The 17,582-nt window shown below is 35.1% G+C and carries 15 protein-coding genes; 10 read left to right on the forward strand and 5 right to left on the reverse strand.

The window, feature by feature from the left end; translation table 11 throughout:
• The 5 genes from ABJI11_RS17560 to ABJI11_RS17580 all read right to left on the reverse strand — a co-directional run.
• Window positions 1-875 (reverse strand): cbb3-type cytochrome c oxidase N-terminal domain-containing protein (locus ABJI11_RS17560; protein ID WP_348355237.1); only part of this gene is annotated, 875 nt, incomplete at its 3' end.
• Window positions 872-1,063 carry a CcoQ/FixQ family Cbb3-type cytochrome c oxidase assembly chaperone gene (locus ABJI11_RS17565; protein WP_348355240.1) on the reverse strand — a complete coding sequence of 64 codons (192 nt, stop codon included), beginning with the start codon at window positions 1,061-1,063 and terminating at the stop codon, window positions 872-874. The genes ABJI11_RS17565 and ABJI11_RS17560, both read right to left, overlap by 4 nt.
• A gap of 12 nt (window positions 1,064-1,075) precedes the next feature.
• A complete protein-coding gene (ccoN, locus tag ABJI11_RS17570) occupies window positions 1,076-3,274 on the reverse strand; it encodes a cytochrome-c oxidase, cbb3-type subunit I (protein ID WP_348355243.1) in 2,199 nt (732 codons plus the stop codon).
• Between the two features lie 2 nt (window positions 3,275-3,276).
• The gene (gene ccoS / locus ABJI11_RS17575; RefSeq protein WP_348355274.1) at window positions 3,277-3,486 is read right to left on the reverse strand and encodes a cbb3-type cytochrome oxidase assembly protein CcoS; all 210 of its coding nucleotides are present in this window, start codon (window positions 3,484-3,486) and stop codon (window positions 3,277-3,279) included.
• A 286-nt stretch (window positions 3,487-3,772) separates the two neighbouring features.
• Complete coding sequence (locus tag ABJI11_RS17580) at window positions 3,773-6,169, reverse strand: heavy metal translocating P-type ATPase metal-binding domain-containing protein (RefSeq protein WP_348355245.1); 2,397 nt, start codon at window positions 6,167-6,169, stop codon at window positions 3,773-3,775.
• Window positions 6,170-6,285: 116 nt separating this feature from the next.
• Here ABJI11_RS17580 and ABJI11_RS17585 point away from each other — a divergent pair, with 116 nt between their 5' ends.
• The 10 genes from ABJI11_RS17585 to ABJI11_RS17630 all read left to right on the forward strand — a co-directional run.
• The gene (locus ABJI11_RS17585) at window positions 6,286-6,975 is read left to right on the forward strand and encodes a Crp/Fnr family transcriptional regulator (RefSeq protein ID WP_348355248.1); all 690 of its coding nucleotides are present in this window, start codon (window positions 6,286-6,288) and stop codon (window positions 6,973-6,975) included.
• A gap of 80 nt (window positions 6,976-7,055) precedes the next feature.
• Window positions 7,056-7,928: a universal stress protein gene (locus ABJI11_RS17590; RefSeq protein ID WP_348355251.1), complete on the forward strand. Its 873-nt coding sequence runs from the start codon at window positions 7,056-7,058 to the stop codon at window positions 7,926-7,928.
• Window positions 7,929-8,057: 129 nt separating this feature from the next.
• On the forward strand, window positions 8,058-8,735 hold the full coding sequence (gene rpiA, locus ABJI11_RS17595; RefSeq protein ID WP_348355254.1) for a ribose-5-phosphate isomerase RpiA: 678 nt from the start codon (window positions 8,058-8,060) through the stop codon (window positions 8,733-8,735).
• 243 nt (window positions 8,736-8,978) lie between these two features.
• Entirely contained in the window at window positions 8,979-11,009 is a 2,031-nt protein-coding gene (locus tag ABJI11_RS17600; protein ID WP_348355257.1) for a transketolase, read from the forward strand.
• A 55-nt stretch (window positions 11,010-11,064) separates the two neighbouring features.
• Window positions 11,065-11,718: a fructose-6-phosphate aldolase gene (gene fsa, locus ABJI11_RS17605; protein ID WP_036155370.1), complete on the forward strand. Its 654-nt coding sequence runs from the start codon at window positions 11,065-11,067 to the stop codon at window positions 11,716-11,718.
• 144 nt (window positions 11,719-11,862) lie between these two features.
• The gene (locus ABJI11_RS17610) at window positions 11,863-12,837 is read left to right on the forward strand and encodes a hypothetical protein (protein WP_348355260.1); all 975 of its coding nucleotides are present in this window, start codon (window positions 11,863-11,865) and stop codon (window positions 12,835-12,837) included.
• A gap of 209 nt (window positions 12,838-13,046) precedes the next feature.
• On the forward strand, window positions 13,047-14,261 hold the full coding sequence (locus tag ABJI11_RS17615; RefSeq protein WP_348355263.1) for a hypothetical protein: 1,215 nt from the start codon (window positions 13,047-13,049) through the stop codon (window positions 14,259-14,261).
• Window positions 14,262-14,470: 209 nt separating this feature from the next.
• Window positions 14,471-14,959, forward strand: coding sequence for a hypothetical protein (locus ABJI11_RS17620; RefSeq protein ID WP_348355265.1), 489 nt, complete (start codon window positions 14,471-14,473; stop codon window positions 14,957-14,959).
• Between the two features lie 209 nt (window positions 14,960-15,168).
• Window positions 15,169-15,732, forward strand: a complete 564-nt coding sequence (locus ABJI11_RS17625; protein ID WP_348355268.1) for a hypothetical protein — start codon at window positions 15,169-15,171, stop codon at window positions 15,730-15,732.
• Window positions 15,733-15,875: 143 nt separating this feature from the next.
• Window positions 15,876-17,582 (forward strand): penicillin acylase family protein (locus ABJI11_RS17630; protein WP_348355271.1); only part of this gene is annotated, 1,707 nt, incomplete at its 3' end.

The following is a 17,582-nucleotide window of genomic DNA, read 5'->3' on the forward strand; positions in this document are numbered from 1 at the left end:
GGATCTACCCAAACATCACCTTCGGGCGCCTTAGGGTTAGCAGGTGTGGTACCTTGAAAACTTAAAACGTAACTAGCTACCTGAGCAATTTCTGCAGGTTTTAAGTTCTGTTTCCAAGCGATCATACCCTTACCGTCACGACCACCTTCAGAAATGGTATGGAAAACGTTTTTAATACCACCACCAAGAATCCAGTTTTGATCTGTTAGGTTTGGTCCAATACCACCGCCACCATCCGCCATATGGCAGGCAACACAGTTACTTTCAAAAATGCCTTTACCGGCACTTATATCAGATGCATCAGTTAATAATTCTACCGTATTGGCATCAACAAGACCTTTTGCGGTCTTTTTATATGCTTCAATTTCTAATTGTGCTGCAGCAACTTCTTGTTCGTATTCCAGTTTTTGATTGTAATCATTAAAGACATGAAAACGAAGCAGGTAAACTATTCCAAATACAATAGAAGCATAAAATAGATACACCCACCAAGGTGGTAAGTTGTTATCCAACTCGCGAATACCGTCATAGTTATGGTCAAGAATAATTTCACCTTCAGACTCTATAGGTTTACTGCCCAACATTTTGTTGTACATTTTTTTACCCCAAGTCCATTCCCACTTTTCTTCTTTAGCTTCTAAATAGCGCAGTTTAGCTTCTTCATCTAGCGTATTGTATAAAACATTCTCAATAGCTTGCACTATAAAGGCAATTGCTATTAAAAGCAATAGTATTAGTGCCATAAAGCCAAACATCATTGTAGGGTATGCCAGAAAAGCTGGTTTGTCACCGCTATCAATGTAAACTTCCATAAGTACTACGATCAGGAAAAAGGCCACTGTTATTCTTAACCACCAGGCTGTATTGTTTTTCATAATTGGTTGTTTTGTTGGTTATCTTCTTCTAAAGGCATTTCACTAACTTCTTTAATGTATGATTTTGAGGCTGTAATTACCCACCAAAATAATAGTGTAAAAAACACAAAGAAGATTAGTAATGATATCATGGGATAGGTTGCTACGCCATCTATAGTTTCCATGTAACCTTTTACAAATTTGAACATGATTTTTTTGTTTTAGTTATCAGATAATAATTCGCCAGTTTCCTTAATCTTAATATCGGTACCTAAACGTTGTAGGTATGCTATTAAGGATACAATTTCACGGTCTCTCATTTCTATGAATTCCTCTCCATTTTCAGCGGCATACTTTTTGTCTGCCTCATAAGATTTTGCAAAATCCGGGTCACTATATAAGTTTTTCTCAATTTTCTCTGCCTGAGCATCCATTGAAGCTTGGGCATTTGCAATATCTTCTTCTGTGTAAGGAACACCCAAAGTGACCATGGCTTCCATTTTAGCTTCTATATCACTTCTATCATGTTCATCGCGAACAAGCCAAGAGTATGACGGCATTATAGAACCAGAAGAAGTACTTTGTGGATCATACATATGGTTTAAGTGCCAGTTGTCAGAGTATTTGCCACCTACACGTAACAAATCTGGACCGGTACGTTTACTACCCCATAGGAATGGGTGATCGTATACAAACTCACCAGCTTTGGCATATTCACCATAACGTTCAACCTCACTTCTAAACGGACGAACCATTTGCGAGTGACAGCTAACACAACCTTCACGAATATAAAGATCACGACCTTCTAATTCTAAAGGCGTATATGGTTTAACGCTGGTAATGGTTGGTATGTTAGATTTCACCAAAATGGTAGGTACAATTTGTATAATACCACCAATCAAGATGGCCACTGTAGCTAAAATGGTCAATTGAATAGGCTTACGCTCTAACCAAGTATGGAAAGTTTCTCCAGCGGTTCTACGTTTAGATACCGTAGTAAGTGCAGCAGCTTCTGCCAATTCATCTTCTATAACGCTACCAGCTTTTATAGTACGAACTACGTTATAAATCATAACACATGCACCAACAATATAAAGGCTACCACCAATGGCACGCATCCAGTACATAGGCATAATCTCATTTACGGTTTCTAAAAAGTTACCGTAAACCAACGTACCATCTGGGTTAAAGTCTTTCCACATTAATGCTTGAGTAAACCCAGCAACATACATAGGTAAGGTATATAGAATGATACCTAAGGTACCGATCCAGAAGTGGAAGTTTGCTAGCCCAATAGAGAACAACTTATTTTTGGTCATTTTTGGTACCAAATAGTAAATCATACCAAAGGTCAAGAATCCGTTCCATGCTAAGGCACCTACGTGTACGTGAGCAATAATCCAATCACTAAAGTGGGCAATTGCGTTTACGTTTTTAAGAGAAAGCATTGGACCTTCAAAAGTTGCCATACCATAACCGGTAATGGCGACTACCATAAATTTTAAAACAGGATCTGTACGTACCTTATCCCAAGCACCACGCAAGGTTAATAGTCCGTTGATCATACCACCCCATGACGGCGCCAATAGCATAATAGAGAAAGCTACCCCTAAATTCTGAGCCCAATCAGGCAAAGCAGAATAAAGAAGGTGGTGTGGACCTGCCCAGATATAAATAAATATCAATGACCAGAAGTGTACAATAGACAGTCTGTATGAATATACCGGTCTGTTTGCCGCTTTAGGGACAAAGTAATACATAAGCCCTAAAAATGGAGTAGTCAAGAAAAATGCAACCGCATTATGACCGTACCACCATTGTACCAATGCATCTTGTACACCTGCATAAACAGAGTAACTTTTAAATGCGGTAACAGGCAGTTCTAAACTATTGAAAATATGAAGTACTGCAACGGTAACAAAGGTTGCCAAATAGAACCAGATAGCCACATATAGGTGACGCTGTCTTCTTTTGATCATGGTACCTATAAGGTTGACACCAAAGGCTACCCAAACAACCGCAATGGCTAAATCTATAGGCCATTCAAGTTCGGCATATTCTTTAGAGCTTGTATACCCTAATGGTAATGTAATTGCGGCTGCAACGATAATCAATTGCCAACCCCAAAAATTGAATTTACTTAGAAAATCACTGTACATACGCGCCTTTAAAAGACGTTGTGTAGAGTAATAGACACCTGCATATATAGCGTTACCTACAAATGCAAAAATTACCGCGTTGGTGTGCAACGGGCGTAAGCGACCAAAACTTAACCATGATATACCATCGGTTACGTTAGGGAACATGAACATGAAGGCTAACAATAAGCCTACGGACATACCCACAATACCCCAGAACATGGTTGCATAAAGGAAATTTTTCACGATTTTGTTATCGTAATAAAACTGCTGTACTTCCATAATTATACTTGTTTATTTAGTTGGATTTTCTCTTGTTTAAAATCTTTAGTGTTGGTCTCTTTTGGTTTGACCAGTTCATCTTCAAAAAGCATACGTACAGATGGGGTGTAAGCATCATCGTATTGTCCTTGCCTGACCGATACGATAAAAGCGACAAAAAAGATAATTGCCACAACTAGACTAATTGCTAGTAAAACATAAATTACACTCATACCTACCTGAATTATTCCGTAAAAGTAAGAGTGAAGCAAACCTTAGAAAATGACAATTGTCATACTTTAAAAATTTTCTTAAAATATTTAAAATGACTGATAAGTTTAGTGTTGTTTTATAGTTTTTAAGTAGCTGAAAATCAACAAATAAAATTGATTTGTAAATGACGTGTTTCTGTGGATTAAATTATTTTAATACGGCTACAGAAAGAAAAAATGAATACTAGATTTACCACCTTAAATTACTAAGATTGGTACAAAATGAATTTTGATAATAATTCTTTGATTATGGAAGTTTTCTACCAATGAAGTTGGTCATAACCGTAGTAAAAATGACAATGCTAATAGAGCTCAAAGGCATAAGAATTGCCGCTATTACGGGTTCTAATTGACCTGTAATGGCAAAATATAGACCCACGCAATTGTAGAGTAATGATAATATAAAACTCATTTTAATAATTCGCATTGCTTTTTTAGATGCCAGTATATAAGAGTATAGCTGTTGAAATTTAGAAGCATCTAGGATAGCGTCGCAGGCAGGGGAGAAGACATTGATGTTTTCAGAAATGGCAATGCCTACGTTACTTTGCGCAAGCGCCCCGGCATCATTTAATCCGTCACCTACCATTAAGACTTTTTTGCCTTGGTCTTGTAAAGATTTTATGAACTCTAGTTTTGTTTTTGGTTTTTGATTAAAGTACAACGGAGTCAATTTTGGCAGCAGAGCTTCTAGTCGTTCCTTTTCGCCTTCATTATCACCAGATAGTATTGCCAGGTTTAAAGTTGCAGACATGTTTTTAAATACAGATGAAACTCCATCACGATATTGATTTTGAAAAACATATCTTCCTTTATAAGCGTCGTTAGAGCTGATGTAAATAGAAGTATCCAATAGATTTTCTGAGTTGCCCTTACCTACAAAATTGGCAGAGCCGATCTTCATGTTTATATCATCTTTTGAGCTTTCAAGCCCTTTGCCTACATGTTCTTCATATTCATCTAAGGTTATGATATTCTGCTCTTTAAGTAGGTCATATAAAGATCTGCTTAAAGGGTGATTAGAAGCTCTTATGGTGTTCTTTAAAATAGATTCTTCTTCTGGGGATAATGGCATACCTTCATAATGAGCCGTACTTTTTTGAGAAGTGGTAATTGTTCCTGTTTTATCAAATATGGCGGTGTCTATTTTTGCCAAACGTTCAATAGTTTGGGTGTCTTTAATATAGAATTTCTTTTTACCGAAAATACGCAGCATATTGCCTAAGGTAAACGGTGATGCCAGTGCTATGGCACATGGGCAAGCAATAATCAATACTGCAGTAAAAACGTTCATGGCTTTAGACGGGTCATAGTATAACCAAAAAGCAGTAGCAATAAAAGCAATTAAAAGTACGGCAATGGTAAAACGTTTACCAATACTATCGGTAAGGTTTTGAAAAGCAGTTACTTTATCTGTTTTGAAAACGGCATTGCCCCATAATTGGGTCAAGTAACTTTGTGATACGGATTTTAAGGCAATCATTTCAATAACACCGTTCAACTGCTTTCCGCCGGCAAATACTTGTTCTCCAATTTCTTTGGCCACAGGTTCAGATTCCCCTGAAACAAAGCTATAATCTATTTGTGCATTACCGTATACCAAAGTACCGTCAACAGGAATCATCTCTTCGTTTCTGATCAAAATTCTATCACCCTTTTCAATTTCTTGAACAGGTACCGTTTCTTCTTTACCTTTTAAATTTAATCTGGTGATAGCAATAGGGAAATACGATTTGTAATCGCGCTCAAATGATAAAAAGCTATAAGTTCTTTGTTGAAAGAACTTACCTAGTAATAGAAAGAATACGAGTCCGGTGAGGGAATCAAAAAAACCACTGCCCAAATTAAAAGCGATATCATAGGTACTTCTTAGAAATAATACTAAAATACCGAGTGCAATGGGCACATCAATATTTAAAAGCTTTGCTCGTAACCCTTTGTATGCAGACACAAAATAATCCCACCCTGCATAGAACACAACGGGTAAAGAAAAGATGAACATCATCCACCTAAATAAATCTTGATATTTATTCAACCAATACTCACCGCCAGAAGCGGCACTAGACCCTAGGTCAAAATAGTCAGGAAAAGATAGAAACATGACGTTACCAAAGGCAAAGCCAGCAACACCAAGTTTATATATTAAGCTTCTGTCAGATACCTTCTTTTTACCTTCAAAATCTTCTAGTGAGATGTAAGGTTCATACCCAATTTTTGCTAAAAGCAAGACCAAGGTCTTTAAGCTGAAATCTTCATTTTTGTAAGTTACCCTAATCGTTTTCTTAGGGAAATCTACCTGAGAGTTGGTTACGTGCTTGTTCAGTTTATTCAGGTTCTCTAAAATCCAAATACATGAACTGCAGTGAATGGTAGGTATATATAAGTTGATGATTTGAATGTTACCATCATTAAACTCTGTCAGTTTCGCTATAATTTCTTCATTATCTAGAAAATCATATTTTCCTTCAATAGCATTAGGTGTAGAGCCTGCGGCTTCTTGTAGTTCATAATAATGAGCTAGATCGTTTGTAGAGAATATTTCATAGACGGTTTTACAACCGGTACAACAAAATGATTTTTCGTCATATGTTATAAGTTGTCTATCACAAGGATCACCGCAATGAAAACATGTATCTGCTTGCATAATTATTAACTAATATATTGCAAAGGTGAAAATGAAACACTTTCTAAAACATGATAATTGTCACTTATTACAATTATAGGCTTATGTAATTTTGCACCATATTTAAAAATGTAACCATGGAAAATAGATGTGAAAATTGTATCATAAGACAGTTTAATTCTCTCCGTGCGTTAAACAAGGACGAATTAAAAAAAGTATCTGACTCTAAGATATCTAAGAAGATTAAAAAGGGAGAACCTTTATTTATAGAAGGGCAGAAGTTAGATGGCGTATTTTGTGTTAGAGATGGTGTTTCTAAGTTGTCTAAATTAAGCAGTAATGGTAAAGAGCAAATTGTAAAGCTTACCAATAGAGGAGAAATAATGGGGCAACGATCGGTAATTGCCGAGGATTTCACCAATTTAAGTGCTACGGCCATTAATGATATGGAGGTTTGTTTTATACCAAAAGAAGTCATATCAAATACGCTGAATACCAATCCTAATTTTTCTTTAGAAGTGTTACGGCACCTGGCCCATGATTTAAAAGAGGCAGATGATGTTATCGTTAATATGTCGCAGAAAACGGTAAGACAGCGCTTGGCAGAAGCCTTTATCTATTTAAAGAAGAACTACGGAGAAGATGAGAACGGTTTTTTGTCATTAACCCTAAGTAGAGATGATTATGCAAATATAGTAGGTGCTGCTACGGAGTCTTTAATTCGTATGATTTCAGATTTTAAGAAAAAAGGATATATAAAAACAGAAGGTAAAAAGATAGGAGTTTTAGAAGAGGATACCCTACAAGAACTTGCCGATGGTTTTTAAATAATTATCGAAGTTGATAAATGTCATAGTTTCAATTCATTGGTGAAACTATTTTTATCATCAAATGATGAGCCTCATTTATGAAAAAAATTTTAATACCAACCGATTTCTCGTTAGCAGCATGGAACGCCACAACGTACGCCCTGCAATTGTTTGCAGAAACTGAATGCGTATTTTACTTCTTAAATGCCTACACGCCAGAGATGCACAGTAATCGCTTAATGGCAGGTAGGGCTTCAGATACGGCAAAAGGTTGTTCCGCTCAATCTGCTTCAGAAAAAGGATTACGAAAAACGATACATCGGATAAAAAAGGAATACAGAAATCCGCTACATAAGTATAGTTCTATTTCTACATTTTCAATGTTGGTAGATGAAGTAGAAGAAGTAGTCCAAGAAAATGATATAGATTTTATAATGATGAGTGCTAGCGGTGGTGCTGATGACGAATCTATATTTTTGGGAAGAAATACCGTAAAAATTTTGAATCATGCGTATCAATGTCCCGTAATGGTGATTCCGCCAAGGGTCCATTTTGAAAGTCTACAATCCATTTCAGTCATATCAGAATTCAATCATTTACTTAATGGTAATGAATTGAATCCTGTAGTAGAATTGGCGCGGTATTTTAATAGCACTGTACAAATTGCAAGCATACAAAGTACAACTGCTCAAGTAACAGAATTACAGCAGTTGAATCATGAAATATTTACTAAAAAGTTAGTAGGTATTTATCATAATTTCTACAAATTAGAAGCCGAAAGTTCCTTAACAACTACTTTAAAAAGCTATGTGGATCAGACTAATTGCCAATTACTTGTTATATCTAATGATGCAAATGGTTATTTAAGAAATTTATGCCATGATTATATCGTTGGCAGATCTACATTTTGCTGTCATGTACCTTTATTAGCATTGTCACTTGTTGAGCATAATATCAGTATAAGCCGTTAATATCTTTTTCGTTTACGTTGTTTTAACGCATATATCACAAAATATTTAATATTACTTTGGGCTTAGGGTAATGCTATCTATTAATTCTAAATATCTTTAGCATCAGATAAACTATAATCAATACATAAGGTGAGCGCGGTAAACGAAAAAAAAGTAGCAGCATTAGAAGCGGTAAAATATGTAAAATCTGGTATGACGGTTGGTCTAGGTACTGGATCTACCGCATTTTTTATGATAGAGGCAATTGGTGAAATGGTGAAAAGCGGAATGCAGATTAAAGCCGTTGCAACTTCTAATGAAACAGAAAAACTAGCTACAAAGCTAGGTATAGATGTCATAACCCTTGCAGAAGCTAAAAGGTTAGATGTTACTATTGATGGTGCAGATGAAGTAGATGAAGACTTTCAGCTGATCAAAGGCGGTGGTGGAGCATTGCTACGTGAAAAAATCGTTGCGCATAATTCAGACTTAAATATTATTATCGCAGATTCATCAAAGAGTGTTTCTAAGTTAGGGAAATTTAAATTGCCTATTGAAACAATACCTTTTGCTACAAGTTTAATTATCAAGGAATTGGAAGCAATGAATCTGAGACCCGTACAGCGTATGAACGGTGATGCCGACTATAAGACCGATGAGAATAACGACATTGTTGATATTGATATTTGGGATACTAATATCACTTTGACCGATTTAGAGCAGCAATTAAAAACCATACCCGGTATAGTTGAAACCGGATTATTCTTGACCACAACCAATTTGGTCATAATTGGTAAAGGTGAAGAAGCCATTGTGAAAAAGAGGTAGAGCCCTTTTGTTAGTATAGTTTAGACAGGACAAATTCATAAAATAGCGTCTAAACATAATTCGAAAACCCTTTGGCAAACATAAATCTTATAAACTGGTAGCGTATGAGTGCTTATCACTTGAATTCTATAGAATTATGTTGGTCAAAATATTTTAATTAGCGCCCATTATAAAGTATCTTTGGGGGAGAATTTTAGTAGCGAGTAAAATAAACACGAACCTGAAAAATAATCTAATAATATAATGAACAAGGAACTAGATCAATTAGCAGCCGACAATATAAGGGCATTAGCTGTAGCGATGGTAGAAAAGGCAAATTCTGGACACCCAGGTGGGCCAATGGGAGGCGCAGACTACATGCACATTTTATATTCTGAATTTTTCAACTACGATCCTTCTGATATGAAGTGGCCGTTTCGTGATCGTTTTTTCATGGATGCAGGGCACTTATCTACATTAATGTACGCTCAATACTATTTATTGGGTAATTACTCTAAAGACGATGTATCTAATTTTAGACAATGGGGATCGGTAACACCGGGTCACCCAGAAGTTGATGTTGCAAGAGGTATTGAAAATACATCAGGTCCATTAGGTCAAGGTCATACTATGGGTGTAGGTGCTGCAGTAGCGGCTAATTTCTTGAAAGCACGTTTTGGAGATTGGATGAACCATAAAATCTATGGTTTTATTTCTGATGGTGGTGTACAAGAAGAAATCTCTCAAGGTGCAGGTAGAATTGCAGGTCATTTAGGCTTAAGCAACTTTATCATGTTCTATGATTCTAACGATGTTCAGTTATCCTCAAAAACAGATGAGGTAACTTCAGAAGATACTGCTAAGAAATATGAAGCTTGGGGATGGAAGGTAGTAACTATAGATGGTCATGATCACGATCAAATAAGAAAAGCGTTGACAGATGCCAATGCAGAAACAGAAAAACCAACATTGATAATCGGTCAAACGATTATGGGTAAAGGTTGTGTAACTGCAGACGGTACACCATACGAAGGTTATACAGAACTACACGGTAAGCCAATTGGTAATACAGGTGCGGATTATGAAAAGACCTTGGTAAATTTAGGTGCAGACGTAGCCAATCCTTTTGATATCTATTCAAAAGTAGAAGAGTATTACGAAGGCATTATTAATAAAAAGAAAGATGAAGCACAGGCTAAGAAAAAAGAGATAGATGCATGGCGTTCAGAGAATGCCGAGCTATCTGCTAAATTAGACGGTTTCTTAGAAGGTAAATTACCAGACTTGGATTTCAGTTCGGTAGCTCAAAAAGAAGGTCAGGCAACACGTGCCGCTTCATCTAACGTTTTGGCATACTTGGCACAGAATGTAGAGAATATGATTGTTTCTTCTGCAGATTTATCTAACAGTGATAAAACGGACGGGTTCTTAAAGAAAACCAGCGTGTTACAAAAAGGAGATTTCTCTGGAGCTTTCTTACAGGCAGGAGTAGCGGAATTGACTATGGCGACTATGGCAAACGGTATTGCGCTTCACGGCGGAGTAATGGCAGTAGTGGCAACATTCTTTGTGTTCTCTGATTATATGAAACCAGCTATACGTTTAAGCTGTATTCAAGAATTACCGGTAAAGTTTGTTTGGACTCATGATGCCTTTAGAGTAGGAGAGGACGGACCAACACACCAGCCAATTGAGCAAGAAGCTCAAATACGTTTGTTAGAGAAATTAAAGAACCATAGCCACGAGCAAAGTTTTGTAGCATTGCGTCCTGCAGATTCACAAGAAACAAATGTAGCTTGGAAAATGGCCATGGAAAACCAAAAAACTCCTACCGGACTTATTTTATCTCGTCAAGGGATAAAAGATCTTCCTGCAAAGAGTGGTGACCGTTATGAAGAAGCATTAGGAGCTGAAAAGGGAGGTTACTTGGTACAAGAAGTAGCAGATCCAGATATAATTTTAATTGCGAATGGTTCTGAAGTGGCAACATTGGTAGCTGCAACAAAATTATTGGAAGAAAAAGATGGGTTAAAAGTGAATATCGCTTCTATTCCTTCAGAAGGTATATTTAGACAACAGTCAGAAGCATACCAGGAAAAAGTGATTCCGCCGAACAAACCGGTTTTCGGACTTACAGCAGGTCTTCCTGTAAACTTAGAAGGTTTGGCAGGACCTAACGGAAAAGTATTCGGTTTAGAGCACTTTGGTTATTCTGCACCGGCAACGGTACTTGATGAAAAATTCGGTTTCACCGGTGATCAAGTATACCAACAAGTAGTAGATTTTTTAAAGTAAACGATCTTTAAGGCTTGCCTTAAAGACATTCATAATAATTTTAAAATAAGACAAAATGAAATTTTTTATAGATACAGCGAATTTAGACGAAATCAAAGAAGCTCAAGATATGGGTATTTTAGATGGTGTAACTACCAACCCGTCTTTAATGGCGAAAGAAGGAATTACAGGTGCAGACAACATTTTGGCACATTACAAGAAAATATGTGATGTAGTTGACGGTGACGTTAGTGCTGAGGTTATTTCTACAGATTATGAAGGTATGATTGCAGAAGGCGAGAAGTTGGTTAAAATTAGCCCTCAGATCGTAATTAAAGTACCTATGATCAAAGAAGGTGTAAAAGCAATTAAGTATTTCTCTGATAAAGGATATAGAACAAACTGTACATTGGTATTTTCTTCTGGTCAAGCATTATTGGCAGCTAAGGCAGGTGCAACATACGTATCGCCTTTCATTGGTCGTTTAGATGATATCTCAACTGACGGTTTAGGATTGATAGCAGATATTCGTATGATATATGATAACTACGGTTACCAAACTGAAATACTAGCGGCTTCTGTACGTCACGTAATGCATATTATCGACTGTGCTAAAATTGGTGCTGATGTTATGACAGGTGGTTTAAGTTCAATTACTGGACTATTAAAGCACCCATTAACTGATAGTGGTTTAGCTAAGTTCTTGGCAGATTACCAAAAAGGAAACTAAGTTGTAAGATTTAGTCTAATGATATAAAAACCATCACTGAAAAGTGATGGTTTTTTTGTTTTATATTAGTTGTGTTATAAAAGATATATGTGTAATTGTGCACATATACAATTGTTACAAACAATTAAACCCAAAAAAATCAAAATGAATAAAGCCTTACTTATCCTATTTTCTATAAGTATTAATTGCCTTCAATTTTCTTATGCTCAAAAAACAACAAATTATGAGCATTGTAACTGTACCGAAATAATAAACTATTCAAAAAATGATGATACTATCAGAGATGGAGAATACAAATTGAATTGTACAAATTCTCTTGTTGAAATCGGAAATTACAAAAATGGAAATAAAGATGGACTTTGGACTGTTAAAAACGAAAATGGAAAATTAATAAGCAGTATAGAATTTATTGATGGAAAATTAAATGGAAAATATGAATTATTTGATTTTGATGGAAATCCTAAATTAAAAGCTGAATTTGAAAATAACCTGCCTAAGGGAGAATGGTTATACTTTAGCAAAAAAGGGAAAATTATTAAAAAAGGAAACTATCAAAACGGAAAACCAATTGGAATTTGGAATAGCTACGATAGTAAAGGAAAAAAAATAATTACTTCTTATAATTTTGATAAAAGCGAATCATTAGCCTCTAATCAAACTAAGATAAAAAACAGTTACTTACCTAGAGATGATGAAAGTGGAGAATATATAATTATATACTACCCAACAAGAAAACATTTATCTGGAAACATACCCTTTAATGGTAACATCGTTTCAAATAAAGAATTTATAGATTTACTAAATGTTCCATTTATTTTAATGAATACTATCACGGATTATGATTTTAAAATTAAGGCAAAAGTGATAAACGGAATTCTAAAAATTGAAGACATAAATTATGCTGAAAATATTAATTATAACTCTAGTAATTTAACATTTCCATATATAGCTCAAACAAATTCCCCAAATAAGTTAAAAACAATTAAACATTCTGATTTAACTATTAATAAAATTAAAGAGCGTGTTTTGGAAACATTAATGGTTTTAGGACCTTGGACTTCAACAACAGATGATAGTTTTGAAATTCACGTTCCATTTGTCTTGAATAACGTCAAATAAAACTGTTTGTAACACGGTGTATAAAACATAGCTAATAAGTGTTTAACCGAAAGGTTTGTGTATATTTAGAAAGTCCGCCAAATTTTTTATTTGGATTTTATAAAGAGAAAAATTAAAAATAAAATATAAAAATTCGGCTCTGTGTTAATCCGAAAAGCTAGTGTCGTTTTGCACGCTACGTTTCATACACAAGTACGTTAGCAAAAATTATGAAAAAGCTTGTAGTTTTTATCTCAATTCTATTTTTAGTGTCCTGCAATGGACAGAAAAGTGAAATTGAAATAATCGACTTTGAAAATCCTTATAAGTTTAGTTCACAAATAGAAAGTGAGGTCGAAAAGGACACCACTTCATGGAAATATCAAATGTCTTCACAAGCTTATGCAATGAAAGGAGACTACTGGAACGCACTAAAACATTGGGATTTAGCAATGGGTACGTGGGAAGACGAACTTACGGAGCAACAAATCGACTCGATAAATGGACTTTATAAAACCGAAAACGCAGTCGATTTTATTATTGAGCAAGCAAAATTAAATCAAGTAGTAATTATCAACGAGGCTCACCATAGCTCTTTACACAGAGTGTTAACAAAATCTTTACTTCAAGATTTATACAAGATAGGTTACAAAAACATAGGTTTTGAAACCTTGGGTAACGGAGAATATACAGATTCTTTATTAATGCAGAGAAAATATCCAATTCAAGAAACTGGATATTACACTAAAGATCCGCAATTTGGTGATTTAATAAGAACAGCATTGCAAATTGGATTTCATGTTTTTCCATATGAACAAACCAATGATTCTAATGGTAAACCAAGAGAAATTGAGCAAGCGAAAAACATTCAAAATGAGATTGAAAAAAAACCAAACGAAAAATTTCTAATCCATTGCGGTTTTAACCACGCGTTTGAAGGAATACACGAAACTTGGGAAAAAGCAATGGCAGCTCGTTTAACTGAATACACCGGAATAAATCCTTTGACAATTGACCAGATTAGATTTAGTGAAAAAAGTATGCCAGTATTCAATCATCCGATTTTAAAAGCTTTTGAGGTTAATGAACCATCTGTACTAATAGACAAAAATGGGAACCCGATGAAAGTGGAGAAAAAAGAAAGATGGACAGATTTAGCAGTTGTACATCCGAAAACCAAACTTGTCTATAACAGACCGAATTGGTTATTCAGAAATGGAAACAAGCCAGTTACTCTTGAACTCAATAATCTTGATATTTCGTTTCCAGTTATGGTCTTAGCTTACAAAAAGGGCGAGGACATTAAAACTGGAGTGCCAACGGACATTTTAGAAGTCGAAAATAAAACGGACATAATAAAGCTTGCATTGAAGAAAGGGGCATACGAAATTGTCGTGACTAATCTAGATGGAAATTCACGGAAAATTAAACTGTACGCAGAATAACTTTTGCTAACAATGCCTATAGAAAATAGGACATTAAGTGCTATATTTAAGGGCTTGGGCGTATTTGCTAAGTCCGCCAAAACTTTTGGATTTGGCAATTAAAAAAGAAAAAATAATTACAAAACAAAAAGCTCTGGCTAGCAGACCAGACGGAAACGAAAAGTTTCCTTATCTCCGCACTACGCTTAGCCGAGACGTTGTGCATAATTATGAAGAAACTACTTTTCATTTTAATAATGATGTTTTCAATCCAATTTTTCGCATGTTCTTGCGAATGTAATTGGGATTGCAGATTCGGAGCAGTTTCTGATAATCAGGAATTCGTAGCACTTATTAAAGTCATTGAATACACGGATTATTTGGAACATCGAAATGAAAAATTCCCTTATTCAATAACAGTTGAAATAATTAAAAAATATAAAGGTTCGGAATCTAGAAAACGAATAAAAATTTGGGGAGATAACGGAATGCTATGTCGACCATATATTGAGGAATTTAAAGTTGGAAAGTATTATTTAATAGCACCCTCGAAAATCGAATACGACTCGAAACCTGAAAAAAAAAATGATTATGACTTATTTTCATGTCATGCCGATTATTTAGAAGTGGATTACAACAAGAAAATTGCATACGGAGAATACTCGTGGTGGCGGAAAGAAATTACACTTGAAAAATTTGAAAGTAAACTGGAAAAATAATTATGCACAACAATGCCTATAATTAATACGGGTTTTGGTTTTTAACTCAAAGGTCTGTGTATATTTATAAAGTCCGCCAAATCTTTTGGATTTGGCTTTTAAATAGAAAAAAAAAACAAACAAAAAGATTCGGCTAATCGCTTAAACGAAAACAAAAGTGCTTTTTTATTCCCGTACTGCTCTTAGCCCAGCCGTTGTAAAACATTAAAATGAAACGATATTATTCAATTTTATTCTTTATATCAACAAGCTTGATTTTTTGTTTTGATATTAAACAGGAAAAAGATTCTAAAATTGGAGACACTTTAGAAAAAGTAACTTCAGACATAAAAAACGAAAAATATTCTGAACTGTTTGATGTAGAATTAGTTGGATTAACTATTAACTCTGAGAATACAGAAAAATACATTATTGATTTTTCATCATATTGTATGTGTGACTCTCCTTCAATTTTGTTAAAACAAGAAAAGGCATATTTATTTCCATATTGTAGAGGGAATACAGATTCCTTACCTCCTTTTTCAAAAAGTAAGTTCTACACCTATGATATTATCAAAAAAGAAGAGGTGAATAATGGTATATCAATTGACCTAAGCAATGATATTGGGAAAGAATTGAATCTGCTTTTTATAAAAACGGACAATAAAATAGTATACAAACTTAAAATAGTTGGTGAATTTCCGCATAGTTATATTGGAGCTAGAGTGACTAATTATTTTACTTTTAAAGAAGATGAATTTGAAGTTGAAGATTGTGGTGACTTTGACGGATAAAACGTTTTACTACAATGGCTATAATTAATACGGGTTTTGGTTAAGTGCTTAATCGAAAGTTTACTACTTTTAATTTCCACACTAAATTATAGCTGCGCCGTTGTATGCAATCAAGAAAACCTTATGTAAAACCCTATTCCAAAATGAAAAAAATCATAACATACTCTTTAATAGTTATTGCTCTATTGATAATTATCAGCTCGCTATGGCTATTTAATATCAATAACTTTAAACGAGACGGAGCCTTTGAAATTGCAGTAAACGAAGAGCCCATAAAAATACATAGAGACGAAAATGGGATTGCCTATGTTTTTGCTCAAAATAAAGCTGATGCCATTAGGGGGCAGGGTTTTGTAAGTGCTCAAGATCGCCTGTTTCAAATAGAATTTTATAGAGCATTGATAAAAGGAGAGCTTTCAAGTATAGTTGGAGAGTCAATGCTGCAATCGGATATTAAAATGCGGGTTCTAAATTTGAAACAAAACGGATTAATTGGTTTTTCGCATCTAAATGAAGAGACTAAAAATTTCCTGAAATGGTATTGTGAGGGCTTTAACGCATATTTAAAAGTAGCTAAAGATGAATTTCCAGTAGAATTAAGTCTTTTAAATATGCAACCTAAAGATATCAGTGCTGAGGAGTTAGTTTCACTCGTTCACTTCATAGGATTAAATCATGCTAAAAATATGGATGATGAAATACTCAGTTTAAATCTTGCTGCTCAGACAGAATTTGCTCAAGATTTACGTCCACTTAATGTGAATCCAGATAGAACAAAGCCATTAAAATTTGGAGTGGATTCACTTCTTTTAGGATTTTCTGAAAAGTTTTCAAAAGCATTACCAGAAATGGCTTCGACCTTGCTGCCAGCTCCAAAATTTGGTTCTAATAACTGGGCGATTTCTAAAAATAAATCAAAATCTGGTAAAGCTATCGTATCTAATGACCCACATTTAGATGCACGATTACTACCAGGAATTTTTTATCCCGTGGGGTTATTTTGTCCTTCCTTTAAAGGTGTAGGCTTAGCTATTCCAGGTATTCCAGGGTTGATTGTTGGGCGAAATGAACATGTTGCGTTCGGTGTAACTAACGGTTATGGAGATAGTCAAGATTTATTTATCGAAGAAAGTGAAGGAGACTTTTACGTTCAAGAAGGCAAGAAACTTCCGTTTAAAAAACGAACAGAAAAGATTCTTGTTAAAGATGGTGCTACTGTAGAAATAGAAATTCGCTCTACAGCAAGAGGACCAATCGTATCCGATTTCGAGGTGTTTGGAGTGATGACCAAAGATGTGGTAAGTTTACGTTGGTCTCAAACTGAATCTAAAAGTAAATCCTTAGGAATTGAGCAATTTTTAGAATCAAAAAATGTATCTGAATTTAGGAATGCTCTTATGGATATAGATAATATGTTCTTCAATTTTGTCATAGGTGATACTGAAGGGAATATTGCCCACCAGTCCACAGGATTGATTCCCAAAAGAACAAACCATATGGGAGAACGGCCTCAAAGCGGCAACCTGACAGGCAGTTGGGATGGGTTTATTCCAAAAAATGAAATGCCGCATATGATAAATCCTAAAAGAGGATGGGTAGGAACTGCAAATCATGACACGCGACCTGATGATTACCCCTATTATTATTCCTCTCATTTTTCTCCTAATTATCGATATCAAAGGATTGAAGAGCTGATCATGCAAAATGAAAAGTTAGACGCAGAAGATTGTTGGAATATGATTTTGGATTGTAAAAACAAACAGGCTGAACTGTTAAGCCCCATATTTTCAAAAGCACTTGAGAAAAATGAAGGCACTCAAGAGTTGGCTACTATTTTGAAAGATTGGAAC

The organism is Maribacter sp., from assembly GCF_039968975.1.
GTDB lineage: Bacteria > Bacteroidota > Bacteroidia > Flavobacteriales > Flavobacteriaceae > Maribacter.

Excerpts from the sequence above, each read along its gene's own strand:
- ABJI11_RS17565 (WP_348355240.1), bottom strand. The coding sequence starts at position 1,063 with ATGTTCAAATTTGTAAAAGGTTACATGGAAACTATAGATGGCGTAGCA.
- ccoN (WP_348355243.1), bottom strand. The coding sequence starts at position 3,274 with ATGGAAGTACAGCAGTTTTATTACGATAACAAAATCGTGAAAAATTTC.
- ccoS (WP_348355274.1), bottom strand. The coding sequence starts at position 3,486 with ATGAGTGTAATTTATGTTTTACTAGCAATTAGTCTAGTTGTGGCAATT.
- ABJI11_RS17580 (WP_348355245.1), bottom strand. The coding sequence starts at position 6,169 with ATGCAAGCAGATACATGTTTTCATTGCGGTGATCCTTGTGATAGACAA.
- ABJI11_RS17585 (WP_348355248.1), top strand. The coding sequence starts at position 6,286 with ATGGAAAATAGATGTGAAAATTGTATCATAAGACAGTTTAATTCTCTC.
- ABJI11_RS17590 (WP_348355251.1), top strand. The coding sequence starts at position 7,056 with ATGAAAAAAATTTTAATACCAACCGATTTCTCGTTAGCAGCATGGAAC.
- ABJI11_RS17600 (WP_348355257.1), top strand. The coding sequence starts at position 8,979 with ATGAACAAGGAACTAGATCAATTAGCAGCCGACAATATAAGGGCATTA.
- fsa (WP_036155370.1), top strand. The coding sequence starts at position 11,065 with ATGAAATTTTTTATAGATACAGCGAATTTAGACGAAATCAAAGAAGCT.
- ABJI11_RS17610 (WP_348355260.1), top strand. The coding sequence starts at position 11,863 with ATGAATAAAGCCTTACTTATCCTATTTTCTATAAGTATTAATTGCCTT.
- ABJI11_RS17615 (WP_348355263.1), top strand. The coding sequence starts at position 13,047 with ATGAAAAAGCTTGTAGTTTTTATCTCAATTCTATTTTTAGTGTCCTGC.
- ABJI11_RS17620 (WP_348355265.1), top strand. The coding sequence starts at position 14,471 with ATGAAGAAACTACTTTTCATTTTAATAATGATGTTTTCAATCCAATTT.
- ABJI11_RS17625 (WP_348355268.1), top strand. The coding sequence starts at position 15,169 with ATGAAACGATATTATTCAATTTTATTCTTTATATCAACAAGCTTGATT.